This window comes from Streptomyces sp. NPDC052107 (genome assembly GCF_040680215.1).
Classification (GTDB): Bacteria; Actinomycetota; Actinomycetes; order Streptomycetales; family Streptomycetaceae; genus Streptomyces.
In genome coordinates this window covers 87186-103656 of sequence record NZ_JBFAWG010000007.1, presented here as the reverse complement: position 1 = coordinate 103656, position 16471 = coordinate 87186, and the positions used below count along the sequence as shown (strand labels likewise).

At 71.9% G+C, this 16471-nt stretch carries 13 protein-coding genes; 9 read left to right on the top strand and 4 right to left on the bottom strand.

The window, feature by feature from the left end; genetic code table 11:
• From AB0M27_RS10050 to AB0M27_RS10040, 3 genes are all read left to right on the top strand, one after another.
• On the top strand, positions 1 to 1077 hold a 1077-nt coding region (locus tag AB0M27_RS10050), incomplete at its 5' end, for a protein phosphatase 2C domain-containing protein (RefSeq protein ID WP_365719871.1).
• 27 nt (positions 1078 to 1104) lie between these two features.
• On the top strand, positions 1105 to 2847 hold the full coding sequence (locus tag AB0M27_RS10045) for a pyruvate dehydrogenase (RefSeq protein WP_365719869.1): 1743 nt from the start codon (positions 1105 to 1107) through the stop codon (positions 2845 to 2847).
• Between the two features lie 299 nt (positions 2848 to 3146).
• Complete coding sequence (locus AB0M27_RS10040) at positions 3147 to 3620, top strand: ATP-binding protein (RefSeq protein ID WP_365719867.1); 474 nt, start codon at positions 3147 to 3149, stop codon at positions 3618 to 3620.
• 121 nt (positions 3621 to 3741) lie between these two features.
• On the opposite strand, the gene AB0M27_RS10035 is transcribed toward AB0M27_RS10040, so the two are convergent.
• Positions 3742 to 4791: a DUF2637 domain-containing protein gene (locus AB0M27_RS10035; RefSeq protein ID WP_365719865.1), complete on the bottom strand. Its 1050-nt coding sequence runs from the start codon at positions 4789 to 4791 to the stop codon at positions 3742 to 3744.
• A 434-nt stretch (positions 4792 to 5225) separates the two neighbouring features.
• On the opposite strand from AB0M27_RS10035, the gene AB0M27_RS10030 reads away from it, so the two are divergent.
• The gene (locus tag AB0M27_RS10030; RefSeq protein ID WP_365719863.1) at positions 5226 to 6026 is read left to right on the top strand and encodes a GntR family transcriptional regulator; all 801 of its coding nucleotides are present in this window, start codon (positions 5226 to 5228) and stop codon (positions 6024 to 6026) included.
• A 208-nt stretch (positions 6027 to 6234) separates the two neighbouring features.
• Here AB0M27_RS10030 and AB0M27_RS10025 read toward each other — a convergent pair whose 3' ends face one another.
• Together AB0M27_RS10025 and AB0M27_RS10020 are read right to left on the bottom strand one after the other, a co-directional pair.
• Positions 6235 to 7002, bottom strand: a complete 768-nt coding sequence (locus tag AB0M27_RS10025) for a hypothetical protein (RefSeq protein WP_365719861.1) — start codon at positions 7000 to 7002, stop codon at positions 6235 to 6237.
• A gap of 167 nt (positions 7003 to 7169) precedes the next feature.
• Positions 7170 to 8843 carry a PucR family transcriptional regulator ligand-binding domain-containing protein gene (locus AB0M27_RS10020; protein ID WP_365719859.1) on the bottom strand — a complete coding sequence of 558 codons (1674 nt, stop codon included), beginning with the start codon at positions 8841 to 8843 and terminating at the stop codon, positions 7170 to 7172.
• 343 nt (positions 8844 to 9186) lie between these two features.
• On the opposite strand from AB0M27_RS10020, the gene AB0M27_RS10015 reads away from it, so the two are divergent.
• From AB0M27_RS10015 to AB0M27_RS09995, 5 genes are all read left to right on the top strand, one after another.
• Positions 9187 to 10080 carry an FAD binding domain-containing protein gene (locus AB0M27_RS10015; RefSeq protein WP_365719857.1) on the top strand — a complete coding sequence of 298 codons (894 nt, stop codon included), beginning with the start codon at positions 9187 to 9189 and terminating at the stop codon, positions 10078 to 10080.
• A complete protein-coding gene (locus AB0M27_RS10010; protein ID WP_365719855.1) occupies positions 10080 to 10679 on the top strand; it encodes a (2Fe-2S)-binding protein in 600 nt (199 codons plus the stop codon). Before AB0M27_RS10015 ends, AB0M27_RS10010 begins: the two co-directional genes overlap by 1 nt.
• A 2-nt stretch (positions 10680 to 10681) precedes the next feature.
• On the top strand, positions 10682 to 13066 hold the full coding sequence (locus AB0M27_RS10005; RefSeq protein ID WP_365719853.1) for a molybdopterin cofactor-binding domain-containing protein: 2385 nt from the start codon (positions 10682 to 10684) through the stop codon (positions 13064 to 13066).
• 209 nt (positions 13067 to 13275) lie between these two features.
• Complete coding sequence (locus tag AB0M27_RS10000) at positions 13276 to 14742, top strand: NCS2 family permease (RefSeq protein ID WP_365719851.1); 1467 nt, start codon at positions 13276 to 13278, stop codon at positions 14740 to 14742.
• A gap of 45 nt (positions 14743 to 14787) precedes the next feature.
• On the top strand, positions 14788 to 15939 hold the full coding sequence (locus AB0M27_RS09995; RefSeq protein ID WP_365719849.1) for an XdhC/CoxI family protein: 1152 nt from the start codon (positions 14788 to 14790) through the stop codon (positions 15937 to 15939).
• 10 nt (positions 15940 to 15949) lie between these two features.
• Here the strand turns inward: AB0M27_RS09995 and AB0M27_RS09990 are convergent, their stop codons facing one another.
• Positions 15950 to 16390, bottom strand: a complete 441-nt coding sequence (locus tag AB0M27_RS09990) for an SRPBCC family protein (RefSeq protein ID WP_365719847.1) — start codon at positions 16388 to 16390, stop codon at positions 15950 to 15952.
• Positions 16391 to 16471 lie beyond the last annotated feature (81 nt).

Below are 16471 nucleotides of genomic sequence, written 5' to 3'. Positions count from 1 at the left end.
GGACCGCCCGCCCACGACCCCGAGCCCGCCTCGGCCTCTCCCGCGCCCGCATCCCCTTCCGCCGTCGACTACGTCGGCTCGCCTGCACCCCCTTCCGCCGTCGACTACGTCGGCTCCGGACCGCCCACCTACGACCCCGAGCCCACCGCGCTGCCGGTCGCCGATCCGGACGGGCTGGGGGAGTTGGTCGCGGACACCGTGCTGGACGGTGCCCGGTACGGGGCCTGCACGCTGCGGGCCGTGTCGTTGCGCGGGGACTCGGCGCGGTACCGGGGCGAGCCGCGCCGGGACTCGCTGCTCACCGCCCGGTTCGGCACGGGGGAGCAGGCGCTGGTGCTGGTCGCGATGGCGACCGGGGTGCGGGGCACCCCGGGCGCGCATCTGGCGGCGGCCGAGGCGTGCCGGTGGATCGGGCAGGCCGTGGGGCGCAGTCATCACCGGCTCGTGGAGGACATCCGGGCGGCCCGGCGCGGTGAGCTGAAGTCGGGTCTGCACCGGTTGACCGACCGCAGCCTCGGCAAGCTCAGGGCTGACGCAGCCGAACAGGGCGTCGACCCGGAGGAGTACACGGCGAGCCTGCGCTGTCTGCTGGTGCCCGCCGACCCCGAGTGCCGTACACGCGTGTTCTTCGGCGTCGGCGACGGCGGCCTGTTCCGGCTGCGGGACGGCGCGTGGCAGGACATCGAGCCGAAGGTGTCACCCGCCGACACCGCCGGCGGCTCCGTCGTCGGCTTCGGCTCCCCGCCCGCGAGAACGTTTGCCGAAACCCCCGAGGGCGACCGGCTCACCATGGACTTCGGCATCCCCACCCCGCCGAGCCCGTACGAACCGGCGCCCGAGCCGCCCCGCGAGCCGTTCCGGTTCCGCGCCTCGGTAGCCCGCCCGGGTGATGCCCTGGTGATGTGCACCGCGGGCCTGGCCGATCCGCTGCGCGGCGAGGCCGCCCTCTGCGCCTACCTGGCCCGCCGCTGGTCCGGCCGCACCCCGCCGGGGCTCGCCGCCTTCCTCGCCGACGCCCAGGTGCGGGTGAAGGGCTACGCCGACGACCGTACGGCGGCGGCCGTGTGGGAGGCGTAACCGTTTCCCCTGTGCATCCATGGGTGCATGGCCAAACAGAACGTAGCGGAGCAGTTCGTCGACATCCTCGTCCGCGCCGGTGTGCGCCGCCTCTACGGCGTGGTCGGGGACAGCCTCAACCCGGTGGTGGACGCCGTCCGCCGCAACGCCGCCATCGACTGGATCCACGTACGCCACGAGGAGACCGCCGCCTTCGCGGCCGGCGCCGAGGCGCAGATCACCGGGAAGCTGGCGGCCTGCGCCGGTTCCTGCGGCCCGGGCAACCTGCACCTGATCAACGGCCTGTACGACGCGCACCGGTCCATGGCCCCGGTGCTCGCGCTCGCCTCCCACATCCCGTCGAGCGAGATCGGCCTCGGCTACTTCCAGGAGACCCATCCTGACCGGCTGTTCCAGGAGTGCAGCCACTACAGCGAGCTGATCTCCAGCCCGAAGCAGATGCCCCGGCTGCTGCAGAGCGCCATCCAGCACGCGGTCGGGCAGAGCGGTGTCAGCGTGGTCGCGCTGCCCGGTGACATCGCCGCCGAACCGGCCCCGGAGAAGGCCGCGCAGAGCGCCCTCGTCACCTCCCGGCCGACGGTCCGGCCCGGCGACGCCGAGCTCGACGCGCTCGTGGACATGATCGACGCGGCGGACCGGGTAACCCTTTTCTGCGGCAGCGGCACGGCGGGCGCGCACCCGGAGGTCATGGAGTTCGCCGGGAAGATCAAGTCTCCGGTGGGGCACGCGCTACGGGGCAAGGAGTTCATCCAGTACGACAACCCGTACGACGTCGGCATGAGCGGACTGCTCGGATACGGCGCCGCCTACGAGGCCACCCACGAGTGCGACCTGCTGATCCTGCTGGGCACCGATTTCCCGTACAACGCCTTCCTGCCCGACGACGTACGGATCGCCCAGATCGACGTACGGCCCGAGGTGCTCGGCCGCCGCTCCCGACTGGACCTCGCCGTGTGGGGCGACGTGCGCGAGACGCTGCGCTGCCTGATCCCGCGGGTGAAGGAGAAGACCAACCGGCGCTTCCTCGACCGGATGCTGAAGAAACACGCCGACGCGCTGGAGGGCGTGGTCAAGGCGTACACCCGCAAGGTCGACAAGCACATCCCGATCCACCCCGAGTACGTGGCCGCCGTTCTCGACGAAGTCGCCGACGACGACGCCGTGTTCACGGTCGACACCGGGATGTGCAATGTGTGGGCCGCGCGGTACATCTCGCCGAACGGCCGCCGCAGGATCATCGGATCCTTCTCGCACGGCTCGATGGCGAACGCGCTGCCCATGGCGATCGGCGCCCAGTTCACCGACCGGCGCCGGCAGGTGGTCTCCATGTCCGGCGACGGCGGGTTCTCCATGCTGATGGGCGACTTCCTGACGCTCGTGCAGTACGACCTGCCCGTGAAGGTCGTGCTGTTCAACAACTCCTCCCTCGGCATGGTCGAGCTGGAGATGCTGGTCTCCGGGCTGCCCTCCTACGGCACCGCCAACACCAATCCCGACTTCGCGGCCGTCGCCCGCGCCTGCGGTGTCTACGGAATCCGGGTGGAGAAGCCCAAACAGCTGGCCGGTGCGCTCAAGGACGCCCTCAAGCACAAGGGACCGGCCCTGGTGGACATCGTCACCGACCCCAACGCCCTGTCCATTCCGCCGAAGATCAGCGCGGAGATGGTCACCGGTTTCGCCCTGTCCGCCTCCAAGATGGTGCTGGACGGCGGCGTCGGCCGTATGGTCCAGATGGCCCGCTCCAACCTGCGCAACGTGCCGCGCCCCTGAACCCGGAGGCGGAGGGGTGGATTTCGGCCACTTTCACGGCGTGTGACGGTGTGCCGACGTCCGGTGCCGGGCGCATCTGCCTGGCCGTCCCGGGGCGTCCGTGGCGCCCAGGGTCCTGAGGGGAGCCGGCCACCCGGGTCCGGCGGGGACCGGTGGCCGGCCCGTACGCCGTACAGCCGTGGCCGAACCGCCGGTCATCGGGCATGTGTGATGACTGCCTGTGTGCGTGCTGGGCAAGCATCCCCCGTGAACGTGTTCGACCAGGAGGGGCAGGGTCCAGCGGCGTGCGGGCGGGGGTCATGAAGAGTCAGGCACGAGGGGGCGGTCCCGCGGTCGTCGGGGGCTCCTCGGCGACGACGGGGGAAGAGGCCGGCACCATCAGGGAACACGCACACCGGCTCCGGCGCAGGCTGGGGCGGGCCGATCTCAAGGCGGTGCCCGAGGCGCGCCGGGAGTTGCGCGAACTGCTGCGGCACTGGGGCAAACCGGGCCGTTCGGAGATCGCCGAACTGCTCACCAGCGAACTGGTCACCAACGCGCTCGTCCACACCGACGACGACGCGGTCCTCACGGCAGTCGTGGAGCCGGGCGGACTGCGCGTGGAGGTACGGGACTTCGTGGCCCGCAGACCGGAGTTGAGAGGCCCGGACTCGGACGACGACACCCATGGGCGGGGCATGGTGCTGGTGCAGTCCCTGGCGGACGCCTGGGGCGTACGGCCGCACGGGGTGGGCAAGTCGGTGTGGTTCGAACTGGGCGCCGAGGCGGCGTGAGGCGCCGCGACGGCTTTGCCGCCGTGGCGGCGCCGGCGCCTGAAGAGGGACAGGGCGGGAAGCGGGCCGGGGGCGTGACCCGTGTGGTCACGCCCCCGGCCCGTCATGAGCGGCGGTGGTCCTAGCCGAACTGCTGTTCCAGGTCCTTCAGCTTGCGCTCCAGGGAGTCCAGGCGCGGCAGGGCCATGGTGTCGTCCTCGGCGGTGAGGTCGACGGTCACCTGCTCAGCGGACCCGCTGCGGACCGGCTGCAGGGAGGGGCGGGCGCGTACGGGCAGCTGTTCCGCGGTCGATATGGCAGGCTCCGCGGTCGCCGGGGCGGGGCCGCGCTCCACCGCCTGCACCTCCACCTCGACCTGCCGTCCGCCCCGGTTGACGAAGCCGCGGTGGCCCCGGCTGATGGCCTTCAGCTGGGCGCGCTCGATGCGCTGCTGCTCGCGCCGGCGCTGCCGCTGCTCCTCCTTCTGCCGCCTGTCGTCGCGGACCTCCTCGACCGCCTCGTCCAGGCTGCGCACGCCCTCCAGGAGCATCAGCGACCAGGCCCGGTAGGTCTCGCGGGGGGCCCGCAGCCAGCGCACGATGCGGATCTGCGGCAGCGGACGCGGCACCAGGCCCTGCTCGCGCAGCGCGGCCCGGCGGGTCTGCTTCAGCGCACGGTCGAACAGAACGGCCGCCGACAGCGACATACCGGAGAAGAACTGCGGCGCGCCCGCGTGGCTGGCGCCCCGGGGCGCGTGCACCCAGTTGAACCAGGCCGCCGCCGCGGCGAACATCCACACCAGTATCCGGGAGCCGAGGGCCGCGTCACCGTGGCTGGCCTCGCGCACCGCGAGGACGGAGCAGAACATCGCCGCGCCGTCCAGGCCGAACGGCACGAGGTACTGCCAGCCGTCGGTCAGCCCCAGGTTCTGTTCGCCGAAGCCGACGAGGCCGTGGAAGGACAGGGCGGCCGCGACCGCCGCACAGCAGAACAGGAGCACGTAGGAGGCGGTGCCGTAGATGGCCTCCTTGCGCCTGCGGCGCTCCTCGCTGCGCTCCCACGAGTCGTCCGCGCTCGCGTTCTCCCCGGAGGAGCGCTTGCCGCGCGCGAGCACCGCCACCGCCGCCAGCATTCCCAGGAGCAGTACGGCGCCCGGAAGCAGCCAGTTCAGCGATATGTCGGTCAGTCTCATCAGGGGTCCCTTGCATTGGGATAGGGCGTAACGCCCGCCATAGTGGCCCACTCCCGACGGCCCTCAGGGGGTTTCGGGGCAAGAGGCCGCCAAGGAAGCGCAAGGGGATGCCCAGGGCGGCGTTCTGCTCGAACTGCCGCTTGAGGGGCGGGAGTTGAGTTCGAATAAGACTACCCGTACCGGTGGTTCCTCGGAAAGTTCCCGTGGTGCGTGAGGAAGTTGTGAATCACCTGCCCGAGGGTCGTCCGTGGGCGGGTGGCACCATCTTCGATGATCTTAGTGGACCCGGGCCCGGCTGATTGACTTAGGCAAGGCAAGCCTTATCGAGCCCGTTCGGAATTTGAACTGTCGCCTCGGGCGCCTATGGTGCTTGACGGACTGGAGACAACCCGTTGTTAATGACCCAAGTGCCGACAAGCTGCCAGGAGGGACCCGTGAAGCCGAGCACGCAGGGCTCCGCCGGCGCGGGGACACCGCGCGCGATGCCGCCGGGCGCCGCCCGGGTGCCCGTGCAGCCGCGCGCGGCGGACGCCTGCGACGGCTTCCGCGAGCGGGACACCGCCGTGCCCGCCGCGCGGGGGGAGCACACGCACAGTGAGCGGCCGATTCCGGACGCGCGGCCGGCGGTGCAGCGCTCCTCGGTGCGCGGGCAGATCCTGGACGCGCTGCGTACGGCGCTGGTGACCGGGGAGCTGAAGCCGGGCGAGGTCTACTCGGCGCCGGTGCTCGGCGAGCGATTCGGTGTCTCGGCCACGCCCGTGCGGGAGGCCATGCAGCAGCTCGCCCTGGAGGGCGCCGTCGAGGTCGTGCCCAACCGTGGGTTCCGGGTGGTCGAGCGGGGGGCGCGGGAACTGGCCGAGCTGGCGGAGGTGCGTGCGCTCATCGAGGTGCCGGTGATGCTGCGGCTCGCCCGGAGCGTGCCGGGTGAGCGGTGGGCCGACCTGCGTCCGCTCGCGGAGGAGACGGTACGGGCGGCGGCCACCGGCTGCCCGGCGACGTACGCGGAGTGCGACCGCGCCTTCCACCGCGCCCTGCTCGCCCCGTCGGGCAACGAGCAGCTGGTCCGTGTCGCCTCCGATCTCCATCGGCGCTCCCAGTGGCCACCGGTCCGGCGGGGCCGGGCGTACCTCGTCGCGGACGCGGCGGAGCACATGGCACTGCTGGACGCGTTGATCGCCGGGGACGTGGACGTGGTGCGGGGATTGGTGTCCGAGCACTTCGCGGGCGCGGGCTGAGGAGGCCGGGGAGGTGCCGTTGGGGGCCGGGCCGGCTCCGGGGTGCGGGTGCGGCGTGGCCGTTCGCGCCCACGCGGTGGAGCCGCATATCGACACAGCCCCGCGCCCCTTTCGAGGCGCTCCAGCCGCAGCTTCCCAGGGGCGCGGGGAACTGCGCGACCAGTCCCGGCCCGCCCGCACCCGGCAACGAGACCGCCCCCACCCGCCCCTACGCCGTAGCAACCCCCGGAGCCGGCGGAGTCAACTGGCGGGACAGCCACGTCGGTACGCCTCCGAGCAGCCGGAACAATCGCCGGGCCTCCTCCCGCAACCGTGAGGCCTCCGGCTCGGACTCCGCGTCGGCCAGTGAAGCCAGCGCGGGTGCCGTGCCCACCAGGTAGCCCAACTCCTCGCGGATCCGCAGCGATTCGGCGAAGCCATGTCGCGCCTCGGTCAACTCGCCGTCACGCAGGGCGAGTCCGGCAAGGTGGCGCCAGGTGAAGGACAGCAGGAGCGGGTCGGCGTGCGCCGTGGCTCCCGCGTGGGCCCGGCGGTATGCCGCCCGCGCCGCCTGCGGGGAGCGGGTCAGGTTCTCCGCGATCAGGCCCCGGCGGAAGTCGAGCAGGGCCCGGCCCGGCGCCCCCGGAGGGACCAGCGCCGCCGCCCGCCCCAGCGCGGCCCGCGCCTCGTCCGCGCGGTCCCGGACGCCGTGCAGCGTTGCCGTGTAGGCGAGTTGGCCGCGCTCGCAGGCGGCGGCCCCCCGCTCCTCGTCGGTGTGGGCGAGTGCCTCCGCCGTCCGCAGGGCGTCCTCCGCGTCCTCCCAGCCCCGCTCGGTGTACAGACACCGTTCGACCAGCAGCGCGGCCCGCTGCAGGCCCATGGCGGGGGTGTCCGGCGGCAGCAGGGCCGCCGCGTCCGCCCAGCAGGCCCGCGAGCGCAACCGCCATACCGCGGTCTGGAGCGGATCGTCACCGGCGGTCGTTCCGTTACCAGACATGGCGGTATGCGCCACGTTGCCCTCCCCGAGCACGCCATCGAGCTGTTGAGTGGTGGCGGCATTCCAGCACCAATCGCGGGGCCGGGCCAAGAGGGTGGGTGAAAGATTTCACAAAGTCGTGGGGCGCGGGCGTGACCGGGGTTGGCCGCCGGGCGCCCCCGCCGGCCTCAGCTCATGCGCAGGGCGAGGAAGAAGTCGAGCTTGTCCTCCAGGCGCGAGAGGTCACGTCCCGTCAACTGCTCGATCCGGCCCACCCGGTAGCGCAGCGTGTTGACGTGCAGGTGGAGCCGGGTGGCACAGCGGGTCCAGGAGCCGTCGCAGTCCAGGAACGCCTCCAGGGTCGGGATCAGCTCGGCCCGGTGGCGGCGGTCGTAGTCCGTCAGGGGGTCCAGCAGGCGGGCCGTGAAGGCGCGCCGGACGTCGTCGGGCACGAAGGGGAGCAGCAGGACGTGCGACGCCAGCTCCTGGTGCCCCGCCGCGCAGACCCGGCCCGGGCGGGCGGCCGCCACCCGGCGGGCGTGCCGGGCCTCCTCCAGGGCGCCGCGCAGCCCCTCCGCGGAGTGCACGGCCGCGCTGACGCCGAGGGTGAGCCGGCCGTCGTCGTTCAGGCCCGCCGAGAGCGTCTCCCGCACCGACTGCAGCAGGGAGTCGGCCAGCAGCCCGGTCTCCGAGCCGTCGTGCTCTGCGGAGACCGCCGGCAGCGGCACCAGGGCGATCGCCTCGTCGCCGGTGTGCGCGACGGCGATCCGGTCGGACGGCTCCGGGCCGGTCGCCTGCGGGTCGACCAGCACTTCCTCCAGGAGCGACTGGGCGACCGGGCCGCCCTCGACCTCGCCGCCCTCCCACTCCACGCGGGCCACCACGACCTGCCAGTGCGGGGCCGCCCCGAGCCCGGGCAGCAGCACCGGGGCGGCCACCCTCAGGCGGGCCGCGATCTCGGCCGGCGCGGCGCCCGTCTGGACCAGCTCCAGCACCTCCTGGGCGAGCCGGCGCCGCACCGTGCGGGCCGCGTCCCGGCGGTCCCGCTCGACCGAGATCAGCTGGGTGACGCCCTGCAGCAGGTCCAGCCGCTCCTCGGGCCAGTCGCCGGCGTCCGCCTCGACGGCCAGCAGCCAGTCCGACAGCACCGTCTCGCGGACGTCGCGGGCGGCCTGCGGGGAGCGGCCGGAGGAGCGGATCGGGAAGAGGGAGTAGGTGCTGCCGGCGAGCAGGACGCGGTGCGGGCCGCGGCGGCCGGTGCGGGTGGCCGCCAGGTGCTCGGCGGCGAGCTTGGCGCAGAGGTCCGCGGGCAGCGCCGGGCCCGCCACCTTGGAGCCGGCGATCAGCCGGCCGGTCGGCGCGAGCACCCAGGCGCGCAGGTCCAGGTCGGTGCCGAGCAGATCCAGGACCACGTCCGGGCCGCCGCCCGCCGGTCCCGAGGTCATCATCCGCCGGTGCCGGTCGACCACGGCAGCCAGGTCCCCGGCGCGCTCGCTGGAGACCTGCCGTACGACGTGCTCGGTGATCGTGGCGAAGGCCACCGACTCGTGCACCGCGAACAGCGGCAGCCGGTGCTTGGCGCAGGCCAGGACCAGGTCCTCCGGCACATCGCCCAGCTCCGCCTCACCGGCGGCGAGCGCCGCCACCCCGGCCTGCACCAGGATGCGTACGAACGGCTCGGAGTCGGCGGCGTCCCGGCGCCAGGCGAGGCCGGTCAGCACCAGCTCGCCCCCGGAGAGATAGCGGCTCGGGTCGCGCAGGTCCGTGGTCATGACCCCGCGCACCGACCGGTCCAGCTCCTCCTCGCCACCGAGCAGCCGCAGGCCCAGCGCATCGGTGTCCAGAAGTGCGCGCAGCCGCATCTCGTCGCCGCCGTTCTTTGTCTCGAAACCTACGATGGATCTTGGAGGGTGACGGGGGAGTCACCCGGGAGCCTGACGCCCGGGGACGCTTCGGCGGCCCTCCAGCTGTTTCCTGCGTTTCTCGAGGAAAACGGAGAGGTTACCGATGACCTCCGTTCATACGAATCTACAAGATGCCCGCCGTGGCCAGCCAACTCCTTCATGGTTTCGGTGACTGACACCGCCGGAGCACGGAGCGGTGTACTGAGTCCACTCCGCGTTAAAAGCACATGAACGAGCCGCGCCCGCCGCACACGGATTGGCTCAATCTGTACGACCCACGAGACGAAGAAGAGAGCCGGTCATGGACTTCCTTCGCCCTGCCAGCTGGGAGGAGGCGCTCGCCGCGAAGGCCGAGCACCCCACCGCTGTGCCGATTGCGGGTGGCACCGATGTGATGGTCGAGATCAACTTCGACCACCGCCGGCCCGAGTACCTCCTCGACCTGAACCGCATCGGTGACCTCTACGAGTGGGAGGTCGGCGAGGAGAGCGTACGGCTGGGCGCCTCCGTCCCGTACACCAGGATCATGCAGGATCTCCGTGCCGAGCTGCCGGGCCTCGCGCTCGCCTCGCACACGGTCGCCTCCCCGCAGATCCGCAACCGCGGCGGCGTCGGCGGCAACCTCGGCACGGCCTCGCCCGCCGGTGACGCCCACCCCGCCCTGCTCGCGGCCGGCGCCGAGGTCGAGGTGGAGTCGGCGGCCCGCGGCACCCGGCTGATCCCGATCGACGCGTTCTACACGGGCGTCAAGCGCAACGCGCTCCAGTCCGACGAGCTGATCCGCGCCGTCCACGTCAAGAAGGCCGACGGACCGCAGCAGTACTCGAAGGTCGGCACCCGCAACGCCATGGTCATCGCCGTGTGCGCCTTCGGCCTCGCCCTGCACCCAAAGACCCGTACGGTCCGGACCGGCATCGGCTCGGCCGCGCCCACGCCCGTGCGGGCCAAGGCCGCCGAGGAGTTCCTGAACGCGGCCCTGGAGGAGGGCGGCTTCTGGGACAACGGAAAGATCATCACCCCGTCGGTCGCCAAGCAGTTCGCCGGCCTGTGCTCGGCCGCCTGCAACCCGATCGACGACGTCCGGGGCACCGCGAGCTACCGCCGCCACGCGGTCGGCGTCATGGCCCGCCGGACGCTCACCTGGACCTGGGAGTCGTACCGCGGCGCCCGCCGCGCATCTGAGGGAGCTGCGTAATGCGCGTCAACTTCACCGTGAACGGACGTCCGCAGGAGGCCGACGACGTCTGGGAGGGCGAGTCCCTGCTGTACGTCCTGCGCGAGCGCCTCGGTCTGCCGGGTTCGAAGAACGCCTGTGAGCAGGGTGAGTGCGGCTCCTGCACCGTGCGGCTGGACGGCGTGCCCGTCTGCTCCTGCCTGGTCGCGGCCGGCCAGGTCGAGGGCCGTGACGTGGTGACCGTCGAGGGCCTGGCGGACTACGCCAAGCAGCGCGCCGAGGGCGGCTGCGCTTCCGGCGCCTGCGGTGGGACGAGCCTGGACGAGGCCAAGGGCTGGCAGGCCAAGGGCACCGACTCGCAGACCGGCGAGGGCGCCATTTCCCCGGGCGCAGCCCTCTCGCCGATCCAGCAGGCGTTCATCGACGCCGGCGCCGTCCAGTGCGGCTTCTGCACCCCGGGTCTGCTGGTCGCCTCCGACGAACTCCTGGAGCGCAACCCGAACCCGTCCGACGCCGACATCCGCGAGGCGCTGTCGGGCAACCTGTGCCGCTGCACGGGCTACGAGAAGATCATGGACGCGGTCCGCCTGGCGGCCGCCCGCCAGTCCGAGGGGGTCTGACCATGCCGGCCAACGGCGCTCCTACGAAGATCACACAGGGCTCCCAGACCAAGGGCGGCGTCGGCGAGTCCACGCTCCGCCCGGACGGCACCCTCAAGGTCACCGGCGAGTTCGCGTACTCGTCCGACATGTGGCACGAGGACATGCTGTGGGGCCAGATCCTGCGCTCCACCGTCGCGCACGCCGAGATCGTCTCGATCGACACTTCCGAGGCCCTGGCCACGGCGGGCGTGTACGCCGTCCTGACCTACGACGACCTGCCCACCGAGGTGAAGAACTACGGCCTGGAGATCCAGGACACCCCGGTCCTGGCCCACGGCAAGGTACGCCACCACGGCGAGCCGGTCGCCCTCGTCGCCGCCGACCACCCGGAGACGGCCCGCCGCGCCGCCGCGAAGATCAAGGTCGAGTACCGCGAACTCCCGGTCATCACCGACGAGAAGTCCGCCCTCGCGCCGGACGCGGTCCTCGTCCACGAGAACCGCGACGACCACCACTTCGGGCACGTCCCGCACCCGAACGTCGTGCACCGCCAGCCGATCGTCCGCGGCAACGTGGAAGAGGCGCGCAAGCGCGCCGACGTGATCGTCGAGGGCGAGTACACCTTCGGCATGCAGGACCAGGCCTTCCTCGGCCCCGAGTCCGGCCTCGCCGTGCCCGAGGAGGACGGCGGCGTCCACCTCTACATCGCCACCCAGTGGCTCCACTCCGACCTGCGCCAGATCGCGCCCGTCCTCGGCCTGCCCGAGGAGAAGGTGCGCATGACCCTGGCCGGCGTCGGCGGCGCGTTCGGCGGCCGCGAGGACCTGTCCATGCAGATCCACGCCTGCCTGCTCGCGCTGCGCACCGGCAAGCCGGTGAAGATCGTCTACAACCGGTTCGAGTCCTTCTTCGGGCACGTCCACCGCCACCCGGCGAAGCTGTACTACGAGCACGGCGCCACCAAGGACGGCAAGCTCACGCACCTGAAGTGCCGGATCGTCCTGGACGGCGGCGCCTATGCCTCCGCCTCCCCGGCGGTCGTCGGCAACGCCTCGTCCCTGTCGGTCGGCCCGTACGTGGTGGACGACGTCGACATCGAGGCCATCGCGCTCTACACCAACAACCCGCCCTGCGGCGCCATGCGCGGTTTCGGCGCGGTCCAGGCGTGTTTCGCCTACGAGGCGCAGATGGACAAGCTGGCGAAGAAGCTGGGCATGGACCCGGTGGAGTTCCGGCAGCTCAACGCGATGGAGCAGGGCACCGTCATGCCGACGGGCCAGCCGGTCGACTCGCCCGCCCCGGTCGCCGAACTGCTGCGCCGCATCAAGGCGATGCCGCTGCCGCCCGAGCGCCAGTGGGAGTCCAGCGAGGGCGCCGACGTACGGCAGCTGCCCGGTGGTCTGTCCAACACCACGCACGGCGAGGGCGTCGTACGCGGCATCGGCTACGCGGTCGGCATCAAGAACGTCGGCTTCTCCGAGGGCTTCGACGACTACTCCACCGCCAAGGTGCGCATGGAGGTGGTGGGCGGCGAGCCGGTCGCCACCGTGCACACCGCGATGGCGGAGGTCGGCCAGGGCGGTGTCACCGTCCACGCGCAGATCGCCCGCACCGAACTCGGCGTCACCCAGGTGACCATCCACCCCGCCGACACCCAGGTCGGTTCCGCGGGCTCCACCTCGGCCTCCCGGCAGACGTACGTCACCGGTGGCGCCGTGAAGAACGCCTGTGAGCTGGTCCGCGAGAAGGTCCTGGAGATCGGCCGGCGCAAGTTCGGCTCCTACCACCCGGCCTGGGCGACCGCCGAACTGCTGCTGGAGGGCGGCAAGGTCGTCACCGACGGCGGCGAGGTCCTCGGCGACCTGGTCGACGTTCTGGAGGACGAGGTCGTGGAGATCGAGGAGGAGTGGCGGCACCGGCCGACCGAGGCCTTCGACCTGCGCACCGGCCAGGGCAACGGCCACGTCCAGTACTCCTTCGCCGCGCACCGCGCGGTCGTCGAGGTCGACACCGAGCTCGGCCTGGTCAAGGTCATCGAGCTGGCCTGCGCCCAGGACGTCGGCAAGGCGCTCAACCCGCTCTCCGTCATCGGCCAGATCCAGGGCGGTACGACCCAGGGCCTGGGCGTGGCGGTGATGGAGGAGATCATCGTCGACCCGAAGACCGCGAAGGTCAGGAACCCCTCCTTCACGGACTACCTGATCCCCACGATTCTCGACACGCCGACCATCCCGGTCGACGTGCTCGAACTCGCCGACGAGCACGCCCCGTACGGGCTGCGCGGCATCGGCGAGGCCCCGACCCTGTCGTCCACCCCGGCCGTCCTCGCGGCGATCCGGAACGCGACCGGGCTGGAGCTCAACCGCACGCCGGTGCGGCCCGAGCACCTGACGGGGACCGCGTAACACCCAAGCTCTCCGGGCGGCGTGAGGGAACGTCACACACTCCGCCGCGCCGCCCGGAGGAACCCCTTTGAGTTCCGCACCGCTCGCGGTCCTTGAAGTACCAGGAAATTCGTTCGTCTCGGGCCGTCCCCCGGGTCGTCCATTCCCAAATCCCGTGGCCGCTCAGGGCGGTAGCACGGGTGCCCCTGTGAACCTTGGGAGATGGCACCATGACCCAGCAGTCAGTGGAGCCCACGACCACCGCCGAAGACGCGGGCGCGGGTTCGCGTCCGCCGGCCGGCAGGTCGTGGCTCGACCGGTACTTCCACATATCCGAAAGAGGATCCACCGTCGCGACCGAGGTTCGCGGTGGCGTCACCACCTTCATGGCGATGGCGTACATCCTTCTGCTCAACCCCGTGATCCTCAGCGGCGCGGACAAGTCCGGCGACTCTCTGAGTCAGAAGGCCCTCATCACGGCCACCGCGCTCGGCGCGGCGTTCACCACTCTCCTCATGGGCTGGGCCGGCAAGGTGCCGCTCGCCATGGCCGCCGGACTCTCCGTCTCCGGTGTGCTGGCCGGTCTGGTCATGGGAACCAAGGACCTGACGTGGGCCCAGGGCCTGGCGATGTGCGTCGCCTACGGCGTCGTGATCATGCTGTTGGTGGTCACGGGTCTCCGTGAGATGATCATGAACGCGATCCCCCTGCCGCTCAAGCACGGCATCACGATGGGCATCGGTCTGTTCATCGCGTTCATCGGCCTGGTCAAGGCCGGGTTCGTGCACGCCGGTACGGCGACCCCGGTCACGCTGGGCAACGGGGGTGAGCTCGTCGGCTGGCCCGTCCTGCTCTTCGCCGTCACACTCCTGCTGATCTTCGCGCTCCAGTCCCGGAACGTCCCGGGCGCCATCCTCATCGGCATCGTCACCGGTACCGTTCTCGCGCTGATCGTCAACGCGGCCGGCCTCGTCGGAGACAAGGGCTGGGCCAACGGTGAGGGCCCCGCGCTGCACGGCAGCGCCGTGTCGATGCCGGACTTCTCGCTCATCGGCAAGGTTTCCTTCGGCGGCCTGGGCGACGTCGGCTACATGACGGTCACCTTCATCGTCTTCACGCTGGTGCTCGCCGGCTTCTTCGACGCGATGGCCACCATCATCGGCATCGGCACCGAGGCCAACCTCGCCGACTCCCAGGGGCGGATGCCGGGCCTGTCCAAGGCGCTGTTCATCGACGGTGCCGGCGGCGCCATCGGCGGCGTGGTGGGCGGCTCCGGCCAGACCGTGTTCGTCGAGTCAGCGACCGGCGTCGGCGAGGGCGCCCGTACCGGACTGGCCTCGGTCGTCACCGGTGGGTTCTTCGCCCTCTGCCTCTTCTTCACACCGATCACGGCGATCGTGCCGCGGGAGGTGGCCTCGGCCGCCCTCGTCACCATCGGCGCGATGATGATGATGAACGCCCGGCACGTGGACTGGGGGGACCGCTCCGTCGCGATCCCGGTCTTCCTGACCGTCGTGATCATGCCGTTCACGTACTCGATCACCCCCGGTGTCGCCGCCGGTGTGATCTCCTATGTCGTCATCAAGCTCGCCCAGGGCAAGTGGCGGGAGATCGGCCCCTTCATGTGGGGGCTGACGGTCCTCTTCCTCGTCTACTTCTCCCTGCATCCGATCCGAGCCCTGCTGGGCGTGCACTAGCCGGTTGAACGTCCCTTCCACGCAAACCCGTTAGGAGACCGACAGATGCTGGACATCGCCGAAGAGCTGAACCGGTGGGTCGAGCAGGGCCGTGACTTCGCCGTCGCCACCGTGGTGGCCGTCGGCGGCAGCGCCCCGCGCCAGCCCGGCGCCGCCCTCGCGGTGGACGCCGACGGCACGGCCATCGGCTCGGTCTCCGGCGGGTGCGTGGAGGGCGCCGTGTACGAGCTGTGCCAACAGGCGCTCGAGGACGGGGAAACCGTTCTCGAACGCTTCGGCTACAGCGACGAGGATGCCTTCGCCGTCGGCCTGACCTGCGGCGGCATCATCGACATCCTCGTCACGCCGGTCCGGGCGGACGGTCCCGCCGGACCAGTGGTCGCCGCCGCGCTGGCCGCCGCCGCCCGCGGGGAGGCGGCGGCGGTCGCACGGATCGTGGAGGGACCGGCCGAGCTGCGGGGCCGGGCCCTCCTCGTCCGCCCCGACGGCTCCTTCGAGGGCGGTTTCGGCGGCCATCCCGAGCTGGACCGCACGGTCGCCGCCGAGGCCGGCGCCTTCCTGGACGCGGGCCGCACCGGCACCCTGGAGATCGGCGAACAGGGCTCGCGCTGCGGTGCCCCGCTCACCGTCCTGGTCGAGTCCTCCGTCCCCGCCCCCCGGATGATCGTCTTCGGCGCGGTCGACTTCGCCTCCGCACTGGTCCGCGTCGGCAAGTTCCTCGGCTACCACGTCACGGTGTGCGACGCCCGCCCCGTGTTCGCCACGAAGGCCCGCTTCCCGCAGGCGGACGACATCGTGGTCGAGTGGCCCCACAGGTACCTGGAGCGCACGGAGACCGACGGCCGTACGGTCCTGTGCGTCCTCACCCACGACGCCAAGTTCGACGTACCGCTGCTCAAGCTGGCGCTGCGGCTGCCGGTCGCCTACGTCGGCGCGATGGGCTCCCGCCGTACCCACCTCGACCGCAACGAGCGCCTGCGCGAGGTCGGCGTCACCGAACTCGAACTGGCCCGCCTGCGCTCGCCGATCGGCCTCGACCTCGGCGCCCGTACGCCGGAGGAGACGGCCCTGTCCATCGGCGCGGAGATCGTCGCGGGCCGGCGCGGCGGGAGCGGGGTTTCCCTCACCGGCGCGCACACTCCCATCCACCACGACATGGCCTCGCGGCCGGCCGGGAGGATCGGGTCGGTGGCCTGAGGGCGATGGCTCACGCCCGCCTGAGCAGCCGGTTGACCGCTCGGCCGAACATCACGCGTGCCGTGCGTTCCAGTACGCCGTCGAAGACACGCGGCAGGAAGCGCACCCGCAGTTCCTCCAGCCACAGCACCCGGCTGCGGCCCCCGGGTCCGGGCAGGACCTCGATCTCCGCCCAGCCCCGCACCACCCGGCCGCGTTTCTCCAGCCGGCACAGCCCGCCCTCTCCGTCGGCGGGCGGGCGCCAGACCGTGACCTCCATGACGTCGTCGAGGGCCAGCGGGCCGATGCCGGAACGGGCCACGAGACGCGTACCCACGCCCGTCGGCCCGTCGGTGAGCACCCTGATCCGGGTCAGCGGGACCGCGTCGGCGTGGCGGGGCCACTCGGTGAGCCGGCGCCACGCCTCGTCGAGGGGGAGCGGGGCCGTACGCGCGAAGGAGAAGATCGGCACGCCACGATCGTAGGCAATGCGGCCCGTTCGGCCCACGCTCGTCAGGGCGGTAGACCTTGCCTGGCTCCGCCTTGCCGAAGA